10 protein-coding genes and 1 tRNA gene are annotated in these 19,338 nt (G+C 67.6%); 5 read left to right on the top strand and 6 right to left on the bottom strand.

The window, feature by feature from the left end:
- Nucleotides 1-49 precede the first annotated feature (49 nt).
- From MC45_RS08925 to MC45_RS08935, 3 genes are all read left to right on the top strand, one after another.
- The gene (locus MC45_RS08925; RefSeq protein ID WP_038662013.1) at nt 50-1,576 is read left to right on the top strand and encodes a sialate O-acetylesterase; all 1,527 of its coding nucleotides are present in this window, start codon (nt 50-52) and stop codon (nt 1,574-1,576) included.
- An 89-nt stretch (nt 1,577-1,665) separates the two neighbouring features.
- The gene (locus MC45_RS08930; RefSeq protein ID WP_052075587.1) at nt 1,666-2,925 is read left to right on the top strand and encodes a glycoside hydrolase family 27 protein; all 1,260 of its coding nucleotides are present in this window, start codon (nt 1,666-1,668) and stop codon (nt 2,923-2,925) included.
- A gap of 360 nt (nt 2,926-3,285) precedes the next feature.
- Nucleotides 3,286-7,035, top strand: a complete 3,750-nt coding sequence (locus MC45_RS08935) for a TonB-dependent receptor domain-containing protein (protein WP_169742538.1) — start codon at nt 3,286-3,288, stop codon at nt 7,033-7,035.
- 378 nt (nt 7,036-7,413) lie between these two features.
- Here MC45_RS08935 and MC45_RS08945 read toward each other — a convergent pair.
- Nucleotides 7,414-7,489 (bottom strand) — tRNA-Thr (locus tag MC45_RS08945).
- A gap of 177 nt (nt 7,490-7,666) precedes the next feature.
- Between MC45_RS08945 and MC45_RS08950 the strand changes: the two genes are divergently transcribed.
- Nucleotides 7,667-8,578, top strand: coding sequence for a PAS domain-containing protein (locus tag MC45_RS08950; RefSeq protein ID WP_425423966.1), 912 nt, complete (start codon nt 7,667-7,669; stop codon nt 8,576-8,578).
- On the opposite strand, the gene MC45_RS08955 is transcribed toward MC45_RS08950, so the two are convergent.
- Complete coding sequence (locus MC45_RS08955) at nt 8,575-9,360, bottom strand: DUF3108 domain-containing protein (protein ID WP_156143812.1); 786 nt, start codon at nt 9,358-9,360, stop codon at nt 8,575-8,577. The genes MC45_RS08950 and MC45_RS08955 overlap by 4 nt on opposite strands.
- 124 nt (nt 9,361-9,484) lie before the next feature.
- Between MC45_RS08955 and MC45_RS08960 the strand changes: the two genes are divergently transcribed.
- Entirely contained in the window at nt 9,485-14,089 is a 4,605-nt protein-coding gene (locus MC45_RS08960; RefSeq protein ID WP_038662028.1) for an NAD-glutamate dehydrogenase, read from the top strand.
- A 155-nt stretch (nt 14,090-14,244) separates the two neighbouring features.
- Here MC45_RS08960 and MC45_RS08965 read toward each other — a convergent pair whose 3' ends face one another.
- The 4 genes from MC45_RS08965 to MC45_RS08980 form a co-directional block, all read right to left on the bottom strand.
- Nucleotides 14,245-15,306: a PepSY-associated TM helix domain-containing protein gene (locus tag MC45_RS08965; protein WP_038662030.1), complete on the bottom strand. Its 1,062-nt coding sequence runs from the start codon at nt 15,304-15,306 to the stop codon at nt 14,245-14,247.
- Between the two features lie 191 nt (nt 15,307-15,497).
- Nucleotides 15,498-16,181 carry a Fe2+-dependent dioxygenase gene (locus tag MC45_RS08970; RefSeq protein WP_038662033.1) on the bottom strand — a complete coding sequence of 228 codons (684 nt, stop codon included), beginning with the start codon at nt 16,179-16,181 and terminating at the stop codon, nt 15,498-15,500.
- The gene (locus MC45_RS08975; RefSeq protein ID WP_038662035.1) at nt 16,175-16,870 is read right to left on the bottom strand and encodes a tetratricopeptide repeat protein; all 696 of its coding nucleotides are present in this window, start codon (nt 16,868-16,870) and stop codon (nt 16,175-16,177) included. The genes MC45_RS08970 and MC45_RS08975 overlap by 7 nt, the downstream gene beginning before the upstream one ends.
- Nucleotides 16,870-19,272 (bottom strand): TonB-dependent receptor, encoded by a 2,403-nt coding sequence (locus MC45_RS08980; RefSeq protein WP_038662038.1) that lies wholly within the window; start codon nt 19,270-19,272, stop codon nt 16,870-16,872. The genes MC45_RS08975 and MC45_RS08980 overlap by 1 nt, the downstream gene beginning before the upstream one ends.
- Between the last annotated feature and the right edge of the window lie 66 nt (nt 19,273-19,338).

The following is a 19,338-nucleotide window of genomic DNA, read 5'->3' on the forward strand; positions in this document are numbered from 1 at the left end:
TGCGCCGATATCCGGCGCGACCGTCAGGCCGGGACGCCCGGAGAGACCTATGATGATACGCCTGCTCGCCACCGCCGTGCTCGCCGCCGTCACGGCGTCGCCAGCCGCCGCGCAGCTCAGGCTGCCGCATCTGTTCAGCGACCATGCCGTGCTGCAACGCGATCGGCCGCTGCATATCTGGGGTTGGGCCACGGCGGGGGCGACCATCGCCGTCGCCTTGCACGACCAGCGCGCGACGGCGGTCGCAGACCGGCTCGGCCGGTGGGAGGTGTGGCTGAAGCCCGCTGCGGCGGGCGGACCGTATGTCCTCTCCGTCGACGGCGGCGCGAACGAGGGCGCGGTGCGGGTCCAGGACATCATGCTGGGGGACGTCTGGTTCGCCTCGGGCCAGTCGAACATGGAGTTCCCGCTCAAGGGCTTCGACGGGGCGCCGTTGAAGAACGCCGCGGCCGAGATCGCCGCCGCGACGAACCCGCGCGTCCGGCTCCTCCACGTCGCGCACAAGGCCAGCACCGTCCCGCTGCGCGACATCGACGCGACGTGGACGGCCACCACGCCGGCGACGGCGACCGACTTTTCGGCGATCGGCTATTTCTTCGCGCGCGAGATCGCGGCACGCGAGCACGTGACGGTCGGCGTGATCGATTCGACTTGGGGCGGAACGCCCGCCGACAGCTGGGTATCGACCGACGCCTTCGCCACCAACGCGGCGCTCGCCCCCGCGATCGATGCGCGCGCGCGTTTCCAGCAGGACCAGACCGATGCCGACCTCGCCCTCGCCGCCGAAGCGCGGGAGGACGCCGCCATCCGCGCCACCGGCGGCACGCCGCCGACCCATCCCTGGCACCCGCCGGAGGAGGCATACCGGCCGTCGGCGCTCTACAACGCGATGGTCGCGCCGTTCACCGGCTACGGCATCAAGGGCGTGATCTGGTATCAGGGCGAGACCAACAGCAACGTTGCGCGCGCGCCTTATTACGCCGACCTGTTCCGCGGCCTGATCAGCGACTGGCGACACAATTTCGCGCAAGGCTCGTTCCCCTTCCTCTACGCACAGATTTCGTCGTTCGATTCGCCCGCCGAGGAATGGGGCCTGGTGCGCGACGCGCAACGCCGTGCGCTGGAACTGGTCGACACCGCGATGGCGGTGACTACCGATGTCGGCGATCCCGGCAACGTGCACCCGGGCGACAAGCAGACCGTCGCCGCCCGGCTCGCGCTCGCCGCACGCAACGTCGCTTACGGGGAACGCGTCGCCTATGAGGGCCCGTTGTTCCGCCAGGCGACCGGCGAGCCGGGCGGGATGCGCATCTGGTTCGACCATGGCGCAGGATTGACCAGCCGCGGCGCACCGGTGAGCGGTTTCGAGATCGCCGGCGCGAACCGCACCTTCGTCGCGGCGACCGCGCGGATCGAAGGCGACACGGTGATGGTCACCGGGCCGGTCCAGCAGCCCCGCTACGTGCGCTACAATTGGGCCAATGTCGTGCCCGTCAACCTCTACAATGCGGCAGGCCTGCCGATGTCGACCTTCACGTCCGAGGAGCGCATCCAGGGGCATGTCGCCTATCCCTGAGCGTATCACCGCGCGATCCCCTCGTCACATCGGCGCCCGGCCGAGGCGCCGCGGGGCGGCGACCGGCGCTGCGCGGACCGACGACGCACATGCAATCACACGAGAATGGAAGGTCAGCCGTGCTCAGAAAGACGTTGTTCCAGGTCATGGCTGCCGTGCTGGTGCAGGCCGCCACCCCGTCGTCGGCGCAAGAGGTGCTGGATCTCGACCCGAACACATTGGCGCCCTCGAAGGACCCGAAGCGGGTCGCGAACGGCCTCGCACCGACGCCGCCGATGGGCTGGAACAGCTGGAACAAGTTCGCCTGCAAGGTCGACGAAGCGACCATCCGCGTCACCGCCGACGCGATCGCGTCCAACGGCATGAAGGCGGCGGGATATAGCTACGTCGTCATCGACGATTGCTGGCACGGCACGCGCGATGCGAACGGCTTCATCACCGAGGACAAGGCGCGCTTCCCGAGCGGGATGAAGGCGCTGTCGGATTACGTTCATGCCAAAGGGCTGAAGTTTGGCATCTACTCGGATGCCGGCACGAAGACGTGCGGTGGCCGCCCCGGCAGCCAGGGGCACGAATATCAGGACGCGCTGCAATATGCGCGCTGGGGCGTCGACTATCTCAAATACGACTGGTGCTCGACGGGCGTTCGCAACGCAGAGGAAGCCTATGCCCTGATGGCGGACGCGCTCCGCGCTTCGGGTCGCGACATCCTGTTCTCGATCTGCGAATGGGGCAATTCCAGGCCGTGGCTGTGGGCGTCCAAGATCGGCAACATGTGGCGGACGACCGGCGACATCACGGACAAATGGACCGGGCATCACGGCTATAGCTGGGGCGTGGCGTCGATCGCCGACATGAATGAGCCGCTGTGGCCGTATGCCGGGCCAGGCCATTGGAACGACCCCGACATGCTGGAGGTCGGCAACGGCGGCATGACCGACATCGAATATCGCGCGCATTTCGCGCTCTGGGCGATGATGGCCGCGCCGCTGATCGCGGGCAACGACGTCGTCCACATGGACCAGCCGACACGCGCAATCCTGCTCAACGCCGACGTCATCGCGGTCGATCAGGACGCAGCGGGTGTTCAGGGCCACCGCGTGTGGAAAGACGGTGACCGCGAAGTGTGGTCCAAGCCCATGGCGGACGGGGGCCGGGCGATCTTGCTGTTCAACCGCGGCGAAACGCCCGCGACGATCGCCGCCGACTGGACGATGCTGGGATTGCCCGCATCGGTGCGGATGCAGGTATGCGATCTCTGGATGCAAAAGGACGTTGGCAGGCACACGAACCGTTACGCCGCGCAAGTCGCCCCTCACGGCGTCGTCATGCTCAGGCTAAAACACTAATTCTGAAGCCCTAATCGCTATCGCCACACAGCCGTCAGGGCACAGCGGCACATGTGGTCGAAGTGGGACCGGATGTGAGTCAGATAGGATGAGTTCACTACGGACTTAATAGATGTTTGTTGCGCGCACTTGCTGCGGCGGCATCCTCGGCGCGCGGTGTGAGGCTGGGAACCTTGCACCATGCTGGGGGACATTATGATAGCGAGATACCTTTCCGCCACTGCGCTGGCGTCCTTGACGCTGCTCGCCACGCCGGCAGCAGCACAATCCACACCACCGGCCGGGGCCCGTACCACGCCGCCCGCAGCCGAACCGGGCGAAGGTGCCGATGGTACCGAAGCGCGCGACGGCGAGATCGTCGTGACCGGTTCACGGATCGCGCGGCCGGAGACGAGCGGCGTGCTGCCTGGCGCGCAGCTTTCCGGTCAGCAGATCCAGAACCGCGGCTTCACCAACGCGCTGGAGGCGCTCAACGATAATCCGCTGATCGGTCCGGGCGCCAGCCCGCTAGACGGCAACAACGGCGGCCAGACCGCCAGCCTCGGCGCGGCGTTCGTCGACCTGCTCGATCTCGGCACCGCGCGCACCCTGACGCTCGTCAACGGCCGCCGCTTCGTTTCGGGCAACGCCGCATCCCTGTTCGTCGCCAACAATGCAACCGGCAGCCAAGTCGACGTCAACGTCATCCCGTCGACGCTGATCGACCGGGTGGACATACTGACCGTCGGCGGCGCCGCGGTCTATGGCACGGATGCCATCGCCGGCGTGGTCAACTACGTCCTCAAGGACAAATATGAGGGGTTCGAGGTACGCGGCCTGACCGGCATCACCGACCGCGGCGATGCCGGTCAATATCAGGCAAGCGCCATCGTCGGCAGGAACATCGCCGGCGGACGCGGAAACGTCGTTTTCTCGGCCGAATATACCCGCAACGACGGTTTGCAGGCGACGGCGCGCGATTTCCGCCTTGCCCGCCCCGGTTCATATACCAATCCGTTTAATGGCGGCGTCCGCAACCCCGCCTTCACGCCGACTGCCTTCGTCGACGTCGCCAACCTCAACAACGGCGCCTTCCTCCGCTCGACCGATGACGGTCAACCGAGCTCGCGCTTCGGGCTGGGGTTCGTCAACCAGACCTACAGCAACCCCGGTACGGTGCTGAGCACCGCCAGCAGCAATTTCTATGCACCGTATACGCCGATCACGAGCGGCAACGGGGCAGCGCGGCGGACCAGCAATTTCATCACCTTCGCCAACGGCATCGCGCCGGTTGGTTTCGCGATCGCAGCCACCGACGCGTCCGGGCGGCGCACGACGATATCAACGCTCAACGACGGCTATTTCGCAACCACGGGCGCCCAGATTATCAAGGGCGGTCCGGGGGCCGACGCGATCTCTGGCAACGGTTTGAACGGTCGCACGACGCAGGCCGCCAACGTCCCGTTCACCACCTTCGCGCCCACGGCGCTGCCTTCCAACGTCACGGCGGCACAAGTGTTCGCGGCCTATGGCATCGTGCCGCCGGCACAGACCGGCGGGCAGACCGCAAGCCAATATGGCTCTGCCCTCAACCTCCTCGCGATCAACACGCTTCAGGCGAACCGCTTCACCGCGCGCGAATTCTTTGCGGCCAATCCCGGCGTCAACGTCAATTACTATATCGGCACCTTCGACCCCCTCGTGCCGCGCGTCGCCAACACGGACACAACGCTGGTCAACGTCAAGGTCAATGGCGGCACGGTCCAGGTCCCCGTCAACCAAGTGCTGCCGTTCCGCGCGGTGCCGCTCGAGTTCAACCCCGATGGATCGCTGCGCGAGATCCGCTTCACGGGGCCGGTCGGTCCGAACACGCCGCTGACGGTCAGCTCGTCGATTGGCGGCAATGGCGGTCTGCGCCGCGCATTGGAAAATACCGTGCTGCGCACGCAGCAGGACCGCTACATCCTCAATTTTCTGGGCCATTTCGATTTCAACGACGAGATCACCTTCTTCACCGAGAACAATTACGCGAACGTGCTAAACCGTTCGCTCGGCAATATCGGCGGATCACAAAACTACATCGCCTCGTCTCCCGAATATGCGCCGCTGCTGGTCAATTATAACAACCCGTATCTGACGGCGCAGAATCGCGCGGTGCTGGCGTCGGTCGGGATTTCGCCGACGGCGGCGAATGGTGGTAATTTTCTCCTTACCCGACCGAACCAGGATATTCTCGGTGCGAACGAAATCACCAATCATCAGGAGACCTATCGTCTCGTCGGTGGATTGCGGTCGCGGTTCGAGTTGCTCGGCAAGGCCTGGAATGCCGAGGTATCCGGCACCTTCGGGCGATCGGTGCAGACGACGCGCATGCGATCGATCGCCGACCTCGAATATCAGCTCGCACTCGATGCGGTCGATCAGGGGCAGGCGACGACCGGCATCGCCAACGGCAACATCATCTGCCGGGCGCAGCTCTATCCCGGCCAGTATCTCGGCCGCACCCCAATCGGTACCGCAGAGAATCTGACACGGGTTCGCGGGGCCGACGGCATACCGACGCAGACGCTCGTCACGCCGGTCATCACGCAAAGCCTGATCGACGCGTGCCGCCCGCTCAATCCGTTCGGGGACAACAATATGTCGGCGGAGTCGAAAGCCTATGTCACCTCGCCGACGATCTTCCGCAACGTCTCGCAACAGACGTTTTTGCAGGCGACGTTCGGTGGCGGGCTGTTCGACCTGCCCGCCGGCGCATTGCTGTTCAATGCCGCCGGAGAATATCGGCGCGACGAGGCGGATTTCTCCTCCAACGAGCTGAACATCCTCGGTCGCAGCCGGCTTGCACCGTCAGCCAATACCCGCGGCCATACGACGACCTATGAAGTTGGCGGCGAACTGGTCGCCCCGATCGCTGGTCCCGACTTCCTGCCGTTCCTCGGCCACCTCGATTTCAAGCCGGCGGTGCGAGTGACACAGCAGAGCGGGGCGTCCGACACGTACCGGACGCTGGCCGGCGCATTGGTGTCACCCAAGGCGCACGGCAAACCGCAGACGATCTATTCGCTGGCCGGCGAATGGCAGCCGATCCGCGACATCACGTTCCGCGGCAACTATACGCGCTCTGTTCGCCAGCCTTCAATCGTCGAACTGTTCCTTAGTGGCCAACCGACTTTCACCTCGACGCCAGACCTGTGCGGTCCCGCGAATATTGGCGCGGGCCAGGTGCCGACGATCCGGGCTGCCAACTGCCGCGCGGCGGTGATCGCGGCAGGCTTTGCCAGCGATCAAAACAGCGCCGCCACCTTCCTCGCCAATTTCACCCCCTCGGGCAGCAGCCTGTTGGGCACCTATTCGGGGACGCCCGATCTGAAGCCCGAGCGCGGCAAGAGCTGGACGGTGGGCGCGATCGTAACGCCACGGTTCATTCCGGGGTTGAGTCTGACAGCAGATTATATCGATCTGCTGTTGCAGGATACGATCACGCCGACCAATCTCTCGAAGGTCGTGCAGACCTGTTACGACAGCCCGACCTATCCCAATTCGGCGCCGCAGGTCGGCATCAATACCTGCGGACTGTTCTCGCGCGATGCGCAGTTCCAGTTCGCCAACGGGTTCAACGTCGGCTTCCTCAACCTCGGCGCGATCAAAATCCATGCGCTCAACCTGACCGGGCGTTATCCGATCGAACTGGGCCAAGGGCGGCTGACGCTGAGCGGGAGCGCCTACCATCTCATCACCTATCGCACCTCGTCAGCCGGCCAGTTCGCAACCGGCGACGATGACGAATCAGCCGGTTCGCTCGATCGTCCGAAGTGGAAGACGCAACTGTCCGCGCTCTACTCCCAGGGTGGGTTCTTTGGACAATTGACGTGGAACGTGCAAAGCGCGACGCAGATTTTCGTCAGCGGATTGCCGGCTACGGCAGAGCAATATTCGCTGACGCGCTATCCGGCGCTGCAAAATGTCGATCTGTCCTTCGGCGCGAACTTGAACGACCGGTTTCGCATCCAGTTCAACGTGAAAAACCTGCTCGATCAAACGACGGCCGGTTCTCTCGGCTACGTCTACGCAGATTATTACGACCAGATCGGCCGTCGCTATACGCTCGGCGTAACGACGAAACTATGATGAAGGATCACGGGCTGCAACCGCTTTGGCGATGCGTAGGCGCTGATCGTCGCACTGGGTTCGATCCGGCGGTGTGCGACTGAGAACGCGTGCCTCATTGATCCCTGCGCTCTTGTCTCACCTCCGCATCGGTTAGAGCGCAGGGGTCGGTAAGGAATATGGCTTTCGCCCCGTGCTTTACTTCCTTCGATCGGAGGGCCGTCAATGCGCTTTGAGCCTCGCTTATGCACCTCTCGCAGTCGAAGCGCTCGAAACTCGTGGGCGTAAAGCCATGCACCGAGGTCTCCTTGCCCAAGTAGACGATCCTCGGCTCGCGGGAACCCCCGACGATCACCTCACAGGGTGCCGGACAAGTGATCGTTTACAAAAGAGAGGAAGTGGTGCCGCTTACAGGACTCGAACCTGTGACCCCCGCATTACGAATGCGATGCTCTACCAGCTGAGCTAAAGCGGCACGGGGTGATACGGGTGTAACGCCGTTCGGGGGTGCGCCTAACAGGTCGGATTGCCGCTGACAAGCGCCCAAGCACGCCGCATCTTCGCTTTGCCGGCTTTACGACCCGTTTACCACGGAGCGTGCACAAGCGGTCCGGACCAGGGTCGTGCGGCCCGGTGGATGAAGGGTTTGGGCATGGGTATCGCGCGCGGCTTCGAGGACGAGCGGCTGGACATCGACGGGGCGATCGGCGGAGCCATCGACGGGGCCGGCGAGCCGGACGTCGATGAGGGCGGCGTCGGGGATGCGATGTTCGAGCTTGGCGGCGACGAGCGGCGCATGCACGTACGCGCCTATAATCATTGGGTTTCCCTGTTGAGGGGACGCCCCTATCCGGAGATCGGCGATCTCGATCCGGCGCATATCGACTTCGGGCCGCACAGCGTCCTCATCGACTTCACCGGCGGGATCGACGACCCCACGATCGCCTTCCTCGGCGAGCGGCTGCGTCGGGAATGCGGGCTGGAGAGCGACATCGTCCGCATCGCCGACGTGCCGGGCCGTTCGCTGCTGTCGCGGCTGACCGACCATTATCTGCAGATCATCGCGAATCGCGCGCCGATCGGCTTCGAGGCTGAGTTCGTCGGCATCCGCGGCCGCACGACGCTGTATCGCGGCATTCTAATGCCGTTCTCGTCCGACGGCGAGGCGATCGATTTCATCTACGGCGTGATAAACTGGAAGGAGATGGTCGACGACGCGACGCAGGCGACGCTCGACGCCGAACTCGACGCCGCGGTCCGCGCCGCACCGCGCGTGCCGGTCGCCACGCCGATCTGGGCGGACGGTCCGAGCAGCGGGCTGGAGATGGTGCACCTGCCCCCCGCCCCCTTCGCCCCCTTCCCCGACGATGCCACCACGGCCCGCGCCGGCGCGATGGCGGCATGGCGCACGTGGCCGGCGATCGGCACCGTCGCCATCGGTGCGGAGGCGGACGAATTCGTCGTGCTGCTCGCCCGCGCCCGCGCCGACGGCACGCTCGACGTCATCAAGCGCGTCGCGGGCAATGACGCGATCGACGGCATCGCCCGCCTGCCCGACGCCTAGTCGCCCGCTTCGGGCGGCAGCAACGTCTTGACGAAATGGCCGCGCGGGCCGGCATCGCCTTCCTGCCGGATCATCACCTGCGTGCGCTTGGCGAACCACATCCGCGTCAGTCCGTGCTCGGGCGCGTTATAGTCGGTGGTCATCAGCCAGCAGTCGACCGGCTTGCCGTCGGGGCCGGCGATCCGCGCCGCACCGGCGATGGTGAAGCGATAGCGATCGGGCTTGCCCGATCCGGGATCGTAGAGGCTGGCGACGAAGCTGATCCCCGCCGCCATCGGCAGTTGTTGGAACCATTCGCTGTCGGGCACGAAATTGAACAGCGGCTCGCTGCCCGCGATCGCGAAGTCCCTGGCGTCGTTGCCGGCGCGATCGGCGATGCCCGTCACGCGCGCGCCGTCGAAGCGATAGGCGGCGGTCTTCGTCACGCCGTCACGCACAATGGTGCGGACCTGTTCGATCGGGCGCATCGTCCCCGCCTCCATCAGACTGTCCTCGCGGCGCACGCTGCCGTTCGGCCCCGCCCCGTCCCAGAGCTGCGCGACGCGGACAAGCCGGCGCCCGTCGCGTGTCTCGAAGCTGACCGTCCGCGACCAGATGTCGATCGCGGTGCGATGGCCGTCCTTGACGAGATAGCGCAGGTAACGCTGCGTCCCCGGCTTGAGCAACGCCGCGCGCGCGAGTGGCGCACCGACCCGTACCTCGACGTCCCTGCCAGTTTCCTTCGCGATCGCGGGCGCAGCGAGGATCGCGGCCACATAGCACAGCATCGTCGGCGTTCTCATCAAGCATCCCCCCTCCACCTATGTGGTGCTCTATAAAGCTACCACACATAAAGTTGCTCGCACGCGTTATTTTCGCACTGCGGCAAGCCTTGAGGTCCTTGGATTGCAGGAGCATAGGCGACGCATGGCCGACCAGAACCAGAGCATGGCCGAGGCGCTCGCCGCCCGGCTGACCAAGGGCGCGCTACCGGGAGAGCTGACGGGCTTCGGCGACGCCGAACGCGCCGCCGCCGCCGCGTTCGTCGCGCAGACCGCCGCCAAGCGCGAATCGGGCAAGCCCGCCGTCGCGCTCGAACCGATCGCCTCCGACGACGTCCGGCGACGAATGCGGCTCGCGATCGTCAACGACGACATGCCCTTTCTGGTCGATTCGATCGCCGCCGCGATCGGCGAGCTGGACCTCGACATCGATCGCGTCATCCACCCCGTCGTCCGCGTGACGCGCGACGCCGACGGCACGATGACCGACATCGGCGGTGCCGGCGCGCCCGAATCGATGATCTATATCGAGCTGGAACGTGCCGATGCGCGCGACCGGCGCGGGCTGATCGAGGAACTCACCGCGGTGCTCGCCGACGTGCGTGCGGCCGTGACCGACTGGCCGCTGCTCCAGCGGGCGATGGCGCGCGACGAGGCGGCGCTGCCGCAGGGCGAGGGCGCGGCGCTGCTGCAATGGTTCCTCGACGGCCAGTTCACCCTGCTCGGCCATCAGATCTGGCGGCGCGACGGCAGCGCCGGCGAGGCGCTCGGCCTCGCCCGCAATCCGCACCAGACGCCGGTGCTCGCCGAGGCGAGCCGCAGCCTCGCGATCCAATGGTTCGAGGAGGGCAATGAGGCGCCGCTGCTGCTCAAGTCGAGCCTGATCTCGACCGTGCATCGCGCCGTGCCGCTCGATCTCGTCATCGTGCCGATCATGCAGGACGGCGCGGTCGCCGGCTTGTCGATCCACGCCGGCCTGTGGACCAGCGCCGCGCTCAGCGTCCGCCCGCGCGACGTGCCGGTGCTGCGCGCGCGCCTGTCGGCGCTCGAGGCGAAGTTCGGCTTCGATCCAAAGGGCCATGCCGGCAAGGCGCTGACCCACGCGCTGACCGCTTTGCCCCACGATCTCGTCGTCGCCTTTCCCGCGCCGGCGCTCGAGGAGGTGGTGCTGACCGCGATGAGCCTCGCCGACCGGCCGCGGCCGGCGCTGGTGCTGGTACGTTCGGCGCTCGGGCGGCATCTGTTCGCCTTCGCCTGGCTGCCGCGCGACGACCTCACCACCGCGCGCCGCGTGCAGATCGCACAGATGCTGACCGAGGCGTCGAACGGCAGCGTGCTCAACTGGTCGATCAGCCTCGACGACGGCGTCGTCGCCTTGCTGCGCTATACGATCGACCTGCGCGGCGACGGCCGCATGCCCGACACCGAACCGCTCGCCGAACGGCTGCGCCGGATGGTGCGCGGCTGGGTGTCGGACGTCGAGGCGGCGCTCGCCGAGCGCGTGCCGGCGGCGCGCGCGGCGCGGCTCGCGCTGCGCTGGGCCAACGCCTTCCCGCCCAATTACCGCAACGTCAGCAGCCCCGCCGAAGCCGCCGCCGACATCCTGCGCGTCGCGACGCTCGACGATCCCGATGCGCGGTCGGTGCGCATCTTCCCGACGGTGCCGGGCGAGGATCGCCAGCTCAAGATCTACAAGCTCGGCGGCGCGCTGGCGCTGTCGGACGCGGTGCCGGTGCTGGAGAATTTCGGCTTCCGCGTGATCGGCGAGCTGCCGACGCGGCTGCGCGAGGATGCCAATACCTTCGTCCACGATTTCGTCGTCGAGACCGACGCCAATGACGATGCGGACGACGCGGCGGTGCTGGAAGGCGCGATCGCCGCGGCGCTGGAAGGCGCGGCGGAGAATGACGCGTTCAACCGGCTGATCGTTGACGTCGGCCTGTCGCCGCGATCGGTGGTGCTGCTGCGCGCCTGGTTCCGCTATCTGCGTCAGGCGGGCCTGCCCTATGGCCTGACCACGGTGGTCGACGCGCTGCGTCGCGCGCCGAAGCTGACCAAGGCGCTGATCGCGCGCTTCAAGGCCGCGCACGATCCCGCGCGACCGGGCGACGTGGAAGCCTGCGACGCGGCGATCGAGCGCGGCCTCGACGCGGTGTCGGCGATCGACGACGATCGCATCCTGCGCGCCTATCGCAACCTGATCGCCGCCTGCCTGCGCACCAACGCCTTCGCCCCCGCCGCGGCGGAAGCGCTGGCGTTCAAGCTCGACAGCCATCTCATCCCCGGCCTGCCGGCACCGGTGCCGTGGCGCGAGGTCTGGGTCTACTCGCCGCGCGTCGAGGGCATCCATCTGCGCGCCGGCCCGGTCGCACGCGGCGGCCTGCGCTGGTCGGACCGGCGCGACGACTTCCGCACCGAGATCCTCGGGCTGATGAAGGCGCAGCGCGTCAAGAATGCGGTGATCGTGCCGACCGGCGCCAAGGGCGGCTTCTACCCCAAGCAGCTCCCCTCGCCCGCGGTCGATCGCGACGCCTGGCTGGCGGAGGGGACCGAGAGCTACCGGATCTTCATCCGCTCCTTGCTGTCGATCACAGACAATATCGTCGAGGGCCGCGTCGTCCATCCCGAGGGTGTGCAGGTGCTCGACGGCGAGGACCCCTATTTCGTCGTCGCCGCCGACAAGGGCACCGCGACGTTCAGCGACGTCGCCAATGCGCTGGCGCTGGAGCGCGACTTCTGGCTGGGCGACGCCTTCGCCAGCGGCGGCAGCGTTGGTTACGACCACAAGGCGATGGGCATCACCGCCAAGGGCGCTTGGGTGTCGGTACAGCGCCATTTCGCCGAGCGCGGGCTGGACGTGCAGACGCAGCCGATTACCGTCGTCGGCTGCGGCGACATGTCGGGCGACGTCTTCGGCAACGGCATGCTGCTGTCCAAGACGCTCAAGATCGTCGCGGCGTTCGATCACCGCCATATCTTCATCGATCCCGATCCCGACCCGGCGGCGAGCTGGGACGAGCGCGCGCGCATGTTCGCGCTGCCGCGGTCGAGCTGGGCGGATTATGACGCCGGCCTCATCAGCGAGGGCGGCGGCGTCTGGGCGCGCAGCGAGAAGGTCATCAAGCTGTCGCCGCAGGCGCAGGCCGCGCTCGGCATCACTGCGACGCAGCTCGATCCCGCCGCGCTGATCTCGGCGATCCTCAAGGCGCCCGCCGACCTGCTCTGGTTCGGCGGCATCGGCACCTATGTGAAGGCGGCGGCGGAGAATAACGTCGCGGTCGGCGATCCCGCCAACGACCGTCTGCGCGTCAATGCCGAGGAATTGCGCGTCACCGCGATCGGCGAAGGCGCCAATCTCGGCGTGACGCAGGCGGCGCGCATCGCCTTCTCGACGCGCGGCGGGCGGATCAACACCGACTTCATCGACAATTCGGCAGGCGTCGATTGTTCGGATAACGAGGTCAACATCAAGATCGCGCTCAACCGCGAGATGAACGAGGGCCGGCTCGGCTTCGAGGAGCGCAACGCGCTGCTCGCCAGCATGACCGACGACGTCGCGCATCTGGTGCTCGAGGACAACCGCCTGCAGACGCTGGCGCTGTCGATCGCCGAGGCGGACGGGGCGGCGGCGATCCCCAGCTATGTCCGCGTCATCGAGATCTTCGAGGGCAGCGGGCGGCTCGACCGCGCGGTCGAGGGGCTGGCGGGCAACGAGGATCTGCTGCGTCGCGGGCAGGAAGGCCATGGCCTGACCCGTCCCGAACTGGCGGTGCTGCTCGCCACCGCCAAGCTGGCGTTGCAGGACGGCATCGAACATGCGCCGCTGGCGATGGCCGACGAGCTCAGGCCCGATCTCCACGCCGCCTTCCCGGCGGCGATGCGGCGCGATTATGCGCAGGCGATCGACGACCACCGGCTGCGCGCGCAGATCGTCGCGACCAAGCTCGCCAACCGCATCGTCAACCGGCTGGGCATCCTGTTTCCGTTCGAGCTTGCCGAGGAGGAAGGCGCCACGGTCGCCGATATCGCGGCGATGTTCGTCGTCGCCGAGCGGCTGTTCGGCCTCGACGCGCTATGGGCGGAGATCGAGCACGCCGACATTTCGGAAGGCGCACGTATAGCGCTGTTCAACGAGGTGGCGGTGGCGACGCGCTCGCATATCGCCGACCTCTTGCGCGCCGCGGCGCCGGGGACGTTGCCGGGGGCGGTGCTCGACCGGCTCGGCACCGGCATCGCCCAGCTCGAACGCCAGACCGCCTCGCTGCTGCTCGAAGAGGCGAGCGCGCAGAGCGCGCGCATTGCCGCGCAGCTCGAGGCGGCGGGCGCGCCCGCCGATCTGGCGCGGCGCGTCGTGCGGCTGTTCGACCTCGACGGCGCGGTTGGGCTGGCGGCGCTCGGCGAGCGGCTCGGCCTCGACGAGATCGAGCTGACGCGGGCGTTCACGCATCTCGGCCAAGCACTTGGGCTCGACTGGGCGCAGGCGAGCGCGGCACGGATCGTGTCGAGCGACCCGTGGGAGCGGCTGCTGCTCGCCGGCCTGTCGCGCGAGTTCCAGCAGCAGCGGCTGGAATTCCTCGCGCGCAGCGGCGGCGCGGACCCGCGCGGCGCGGTGAACGACTGGCTCGCGGCGAATGCGGCGCGCGTCGGCCAGTTCAAGGCGGTGATCGACCGCGCCCGCCACGCGGCGCAACCCAATGCGGCGATGCTCGCGCAGATCGCCGGTCAGGCACGGGTACTGCTGGGGCGGTAAACCACCGAATTCCTCCCCCGCCAGGGGGAGGGGGACCGCTCGGCGTCAGCCGAGTGGTGGAGGGGGAGGACACGGGCGCTCTTAATAGAACTCCCCCCTGTCCTCCCCCTCCGTCACCGCTTTGCGGCGCCACCTCCCCCTTGCGGGGGAGGACTTCAGGGACGCCGCACCTTCGCCCGCCATTCGCGCGCGCGCCACCACATGATCACGCCCGTCACCGCGAGCACCGCCGGCGCGATGCCGCCTAGGAAGATCACGACCTGCCAGACGATCCCCATCCCCTCGCCGTCGTGGATGCGGCGCATCGTCAGCGCCAAGCCGCCCGGCCGCCGCGCCGGCGCCGCCACCGCGACGCCATTGTCGTCCGCCACCTTGACGACATGGCCGCCGGCATAGGTCACCGTCCAGTCCGCGGTCGCGCTGGTCGGCCAGGCGATGCTGCGGAGCGCGCCGCGCCGCACGCTCGCCGCGCGCGCGACGACCAGATCGAGCGGCTGCCCCGGCTCGGCGAGCGGCACCGCCCGCTGCGCGCCGCGATCCGGCGCGCGCTGGCCGCCGAACACCGCCGGGAAGCTGATCCACGCGCCGGTCAGCGACAGCACGAACAGCGGCAAGGCGATCCAGAAGCCTGCCATATGATGGATATTGGTGTCGGTGTTGCGATGCCGCCGCCAGCGCAGCCCCTTGGTAAAGGCGCCCACCGTCGGCCACCACAGCCACAGCCCGGTGAAACTCGACACCATCATCGCCACGCCGATCCAGCCGACGATCGTCCGCCCGATCCCCGGCACCTGCAAACTGCCGTGCAGCACGTGCAGGAAGCGCACCAGCCCGGCGTTGCGCTCGGCGACGTCGAGCACGCGCGCGGTCGGCGGATCGAGGTAGATCATCATACGCGGCGGCGGCCCGCGGCGGTCGGGATCGACGGTGGCGGGCGCGGCGGCGACCGTGACCGGTCCCTTGCCCTCCGGCATGGTGATCTGCGCGATCCGCTCGCCGGGCTTGAGCACCGCCTGCGCCGCAGCGGCATAGGTCTCGGGCGTCCGCAGCGTGGCGCCGCTGATCTGATAGCGCGCGGGATGGACGATCCGGTCGAGCGCGTCGTGCCAGACGAGCGCCGCACCGGACAGCGACAGCGGGATGATGAGGATCGCCAGCAACAGGCCGATCCATTTGTGGATCTGGAACCACGTCCTGCGCCACGCCAGTTTCGTCATCGCTCGCTCCAACCCATTGGCGCGGCGTCGCATGCGTGCCGGGGGGAGGTCAATCTGCCCGACGCCCTACAATGAACGATGTCATCCCCGCGAAGGCGGGGATCCATACACGCCGACGTTGCGGCTCAAGCGGGATCTGCGCGTCTGGATCCCCGCCTCCGCGGGGCTGACGGACTGGGGGGCGCGCGCCCCTACACCTCCGCCCAGCGGCGGAGCAGGTTGTGGTACACGCCGGTCAGCTTGACCACGGCCGGCGCATCCGCGCCCATCGCCGCGGTCGCCGCCTGCACGCCCTCGTCAAGCTCGAACAACATCCGCCGCGCGCCGTCGTCGCGGACCATCGACTGGATCCAGAAGAAGGACGCGACGCGCACCCCGCGCGTCACCGGCGTCACGCGATGCAGGCTGGACGCGGGATAGAGGACCATATGGCCCGCGGGCAGCTTGACGGTCTGCGTGCCGAACTGGTCCTCGATCACCAGTTCGCCACCATCGTAATCGGCGGGGTCGCTGAGGAAGAGCGTCGCCGACAAATCGGAGCGGATACGAAAGTCGCTGCCGCGGCGGATACGGATCGCACTGTCGACATGCGTGCCGAAGGTCGCGCCCGGCCCGTAGCGGTTGAACAGCGGCGGAAACACCTTGAGCGGCAGCGCCGCCGCGACGAACAGCGGCGACGCGGCGAGCGCGTCGAGCACCATCGCGCCCCCTGCCCGCGCCGCCGCGCTATCCTCGGGCAGTTGCTCGTTGCGCTTGGCCAGCGCGGACTGGTGGCCCGAGGTGGCATTGCCATCGGTCCAGTCCGCCGCGTCGATCGTCGCGCGCAGCGTCGCCACCGCCGCCGCATCGAGCAGGTCGGGGATCGCGATCAGCATGCGCGCGCCCCCGCCAGCGCCGCCGGACCGCGACTGCGCAACGCGGCATGCGGGCAGGCGGCGAGCCAGTCGCGCACCTGCGCGACGAAGCGCGCATTGCCGAGCGCGCCGGCGCGGCCGATCCAGTGTAAGGCTTCGTCCATCCGCCCGGTGTCTGCCAGCATTCGCGCATGGTTGAAACAGCCGCGGAAATCGCCGCCCGCCGCGGCGCGTTCGTAGCAGCGCGCCGCCTTCGCCATGTCCCGCGGGGCGACCCAGCCGTCCTCGGCGAAGCTGCCGACGAAATTGACCGCCTTCACATTGCCCAGCGCCGCCGCCCGTTCGAGCCAGTCGAGCGCCGCCGCCTTGTCCTCCGCAACGCCCTCGCCGAGCGCGAGCAGCGTCGCATAATTATACATCGCCCAGTCGAGCCCGCGTTCCGCGGCGACGCGATAGCATTCCGCCGCGCGCGCCTTGTCGACCGTAGCGCCCCAGCCAAGGTCGTAGCAGCGCCCGACCATGTTGAGCGCCATCAGATGCTGTTGCGCCGCCGCCTTGACGAACCAGCCGAGCGCCGCGGCGGGGTCCGCCGCGACGCCATTGCCGTCGAGCAGCATCTGCCCGAACATCGCCTGCGCGTCGGGCAGCCCCGCCTCGGCCGCACGCCGCACCAGCGCGGCCTCGTCCGCGGCGAGCGCCACCGCTGCCATCAGAAGCGCACGGCGACCGTGCCGAACACCGTCCGCCCCGCCGCGACCTGCGCGAAATGGGTGGTGTAGAGCTGGCTGTAATACACCTTGTCGGTCAGGTTCTGCGCATTGACGCTGAGATCGACGTTGGGCGTCAGCTTGACGCTCGCGCGCGCATCGAAGCGCCAATAGGCCGGCGCCTGACGGACGAGCAGCTTGGTCGCGACGAGCTGCGTCGCGCTGCGGTCGTCCGAATAGCCGGCGATCTGCTTGCCCATATAGATGGCGGTGCCGCCGACCTCGAGCCGGTCCCACAAGGTGACGTTGGTCGTCGCGGTGAAGCTGTCGCGCGTCGTCTGCGGCATCTGCCGGCCGGTATTGACCGAGGGGACCGCTACGCCGCCGAGGATCGTCGAGCCGCCGTCGATCACCTTGGGGTCGAGGTGCGTATAGCCGCCGAACACCGTCCAGCCCGGCAGGATCGTCCCCGTCGCGCCCAGTTCGATGCCGCGGATGCGCGATTCACCGATGAACTCGACGGTATTGTTCGGCCCGGTGACGCGGGCATTGTCGATCTGCGTCTGGAACGCCGCCGCGGTCAGCAACAGTTTGTCGCCGAGCAGGGTCGCCTTGGCACCGACCTCGTAGGATTTGGTCTTCTGCGGCTTGAGCAGATCGACGATCGCGGCGGTCTGCGCCGTGGTGGGCAGCGCATTGTCCTCGCGCCCCTCGCCGAGCAGGCTGTTGGGCGGCGTCGCCGCGGTGGCGTAGCTCGCATAGAGGCTGGTGTCCGGCGTCGGCTTGAAGACGAGCCCCGCCTGCCAGTTGAAGAGTTCGTCGGTGCGCTTGATCTGGAATTGCGTCGCCCCCGGCAGCCGCGTCGTCGACGAGAAGCGGTCGTAGCGCAGGCCGAGGTTGAGGATGAGCTGCGGCACCAAAGTGATCGAATCGAACGCATAAGCAGCGCGCGTATTGGCGTCGTTCTGCGTCTGCGCCGCGAGCGCACCGCGGACGATCGGCGTCCGCACCGTCGACGTATCGTTGACGTAATTCACCCAGGGATCGTTGGGGTTCGGCGCGAAGATACTGGTGCAATTGTAGCGCGCGACGGTCGCGGTCGTGCACCGCGGCACTGCGGTCGAGCCGTTGGCGAGCGCATAGGTGCCGCGCCGCGCCTTCTCCCAGGCGAATTCGGTCCCGGCGGCGAAGCTGTGCTCGACGCTGCCGGTCTTGAACGTGCCGTACAGATCGGTCTGGTTGATGATCGATTCCGTATAGCCGAAGCGCGTGTTCGACCGCCGCCAGGTATAGCCACCCGCCGCCGCCAATGTCCCCGCCGTCGCGGCGGGATTGCCATAGACGTTGCCCTGGCTGTCGTCGGGCATCGACATGATGTAATTCTGGTCGGTGTGGGTGAAGCGCGCGGTGTTGCGCAGCGTGATGCCACCGAAATCATGCTCGGCGCGCAGCGTCGCCTGATGCGTCTTGGTGTCGCGGAAATCGCGGTCGGTCAGGCCGTAGAACACCGAACGGTCGACATAGCCGGTCTGGCCGCCGCGCGTCGTGATCGTGCCGAGCGCCGGCCGCGACGCGATCGTGCCCGTCCCCGGCGCATTGCCGATCGTATAGAGATAGGGGATGCCCGCATCGGGCAGCTCGTGGCTTTCGAGATAATAATAGCTCGCGGTCAGCCGCGTCGCCGTGCCGAGGCCCAGCGTCACCGACGGCGCGACGCCCCAGCGACGTGCGTAGAGCGCATCGCGACCGGCGATGTCCTGATCGTGCCACAGCCCCTCGATGCGGAACGCCGCCATCTCGCCGAGCTTGAGGTTGAGGTCGGCGGTGACGCGCTTGAAGTCGGCGTTGCCGTAGCTGCCGGTGACGCTGCCGAAATCGTCGAGCTGCGGCAGCTTGGAGATGATGTTGATCGTGCCGCCCGCCGAGCCGCGTCCGCCGAGCGTCGAATCCGAGCCGCGGACGATCTGGATCGTCTCGGTGGCGAACACTTCGCGGCTCTGCGCGCCGAGGTCGCGGACGCCGTCGACATAGATGCTGCCCTGCGTATCGAAGCCGCGGATGAACGGCCGGTCGCCGAGCGGATTGCCGCCCTCCGCCGCGCCGAAGGTGATTCCCGGCACGGTGCGCAGCGCGTCCTGCAGGCTGATCGATCCGGTCTGCTGGATCACTTCCTTGGGGATCAGCACGATCGAGCGCGGCGTGTCGATCAGCGGCGCGACCGCCTTGGGATCGTCGCTGCGCCGGACACGCTCGCCATTGACGAGGATGTCGTCGGGATCGCGGCGCTGGTCGGGGTCGGAGACCGGGGTCGGCGTCGGTTTCGTCGCGTCCTCGGCATAAGCGGGCAGCGTGTGGAACGCGCCGACGCACGACAAGGCCAGGAACGAAACGGACGATTTGGACATTGAGACCCCCTGCTTTTCTTGGGGGGCTCGCTATTGAGAGTCGTTCGCACTGTCAACGGTATTGCG

Source organism: Sphingomonas taxi, from assembly GCF_000764535.1.
Classification (GTDB): domain Bacteria; phylum Pseudomonadota; class Alphaproteobacteria; order Sphingomonadales; family Sphingomonadaceae; genus Sphingomonas; species Sphingomonas taxi.

Coding starts and splice junctions, on each gene's coding strand:
- MC45_RS08925 (WP_038662013.1), top strand. CDS start 50: ATGATGATACGCCTGCTCGCCACCGCCGTGCTCGCCGCCGTCACGGCG.
- MC45_RS08930 (WP_052075587.1), top strand. CDS start 1,666: ATGCAATCACACGAGAATGGAAGGTCAGCCGTGCTCAGAAAGACGTTG.
- MC45_RS08950 (WP_425423966.1), top strand. CDS start 7,667: ATGGGTATCGCGCGCGGCTTCGAGGACGAGCGGCTGGACATCGACGGG.
- MC45_RS08955 (WP_156143812.1), bottom strand. CDS start 9,360: ATGAGAACGCCGACGATGCTGTGCTATGTGGCCGCGATCCTCGCTGCG.
- MC45_RS08960 (WP_038662028.1), top strand. CDS start 9,485: ATGGCCGACCAGAACCAGAGCATGGCCGAGGCGCTCGCCGCCCGGCTG.
- MC45_RS08965 (WP_038662030.1), bottom strand. CDS start 15,306: ATGACGAAACTGGCGTGGCGCAGGACGTGGTTCCAGATCCACAAATGG.
- MC45_RS08970 (WP_038662033.1), bottom strand. CDS start 16,181: ATGCTGATCGCGATCCCCGACCTGCTCGATGCGGCGGCGGTGGCGACG.
- MC45_RS08975 (WP_038662035.1), bottom strand. CDS start 16,870: ATGGCAGCGGTGGCGCTCGCCGCGGACGAGGCCGCGCTGGTGCGGCGT.
- MC45_RS08980 (WP_038662038.1), bottom strand. CDS start 19,272: ATGTCCAAATCGTCCGTTTCGTTCCTGGCCTTGTCGTGCGTCGGCGCG.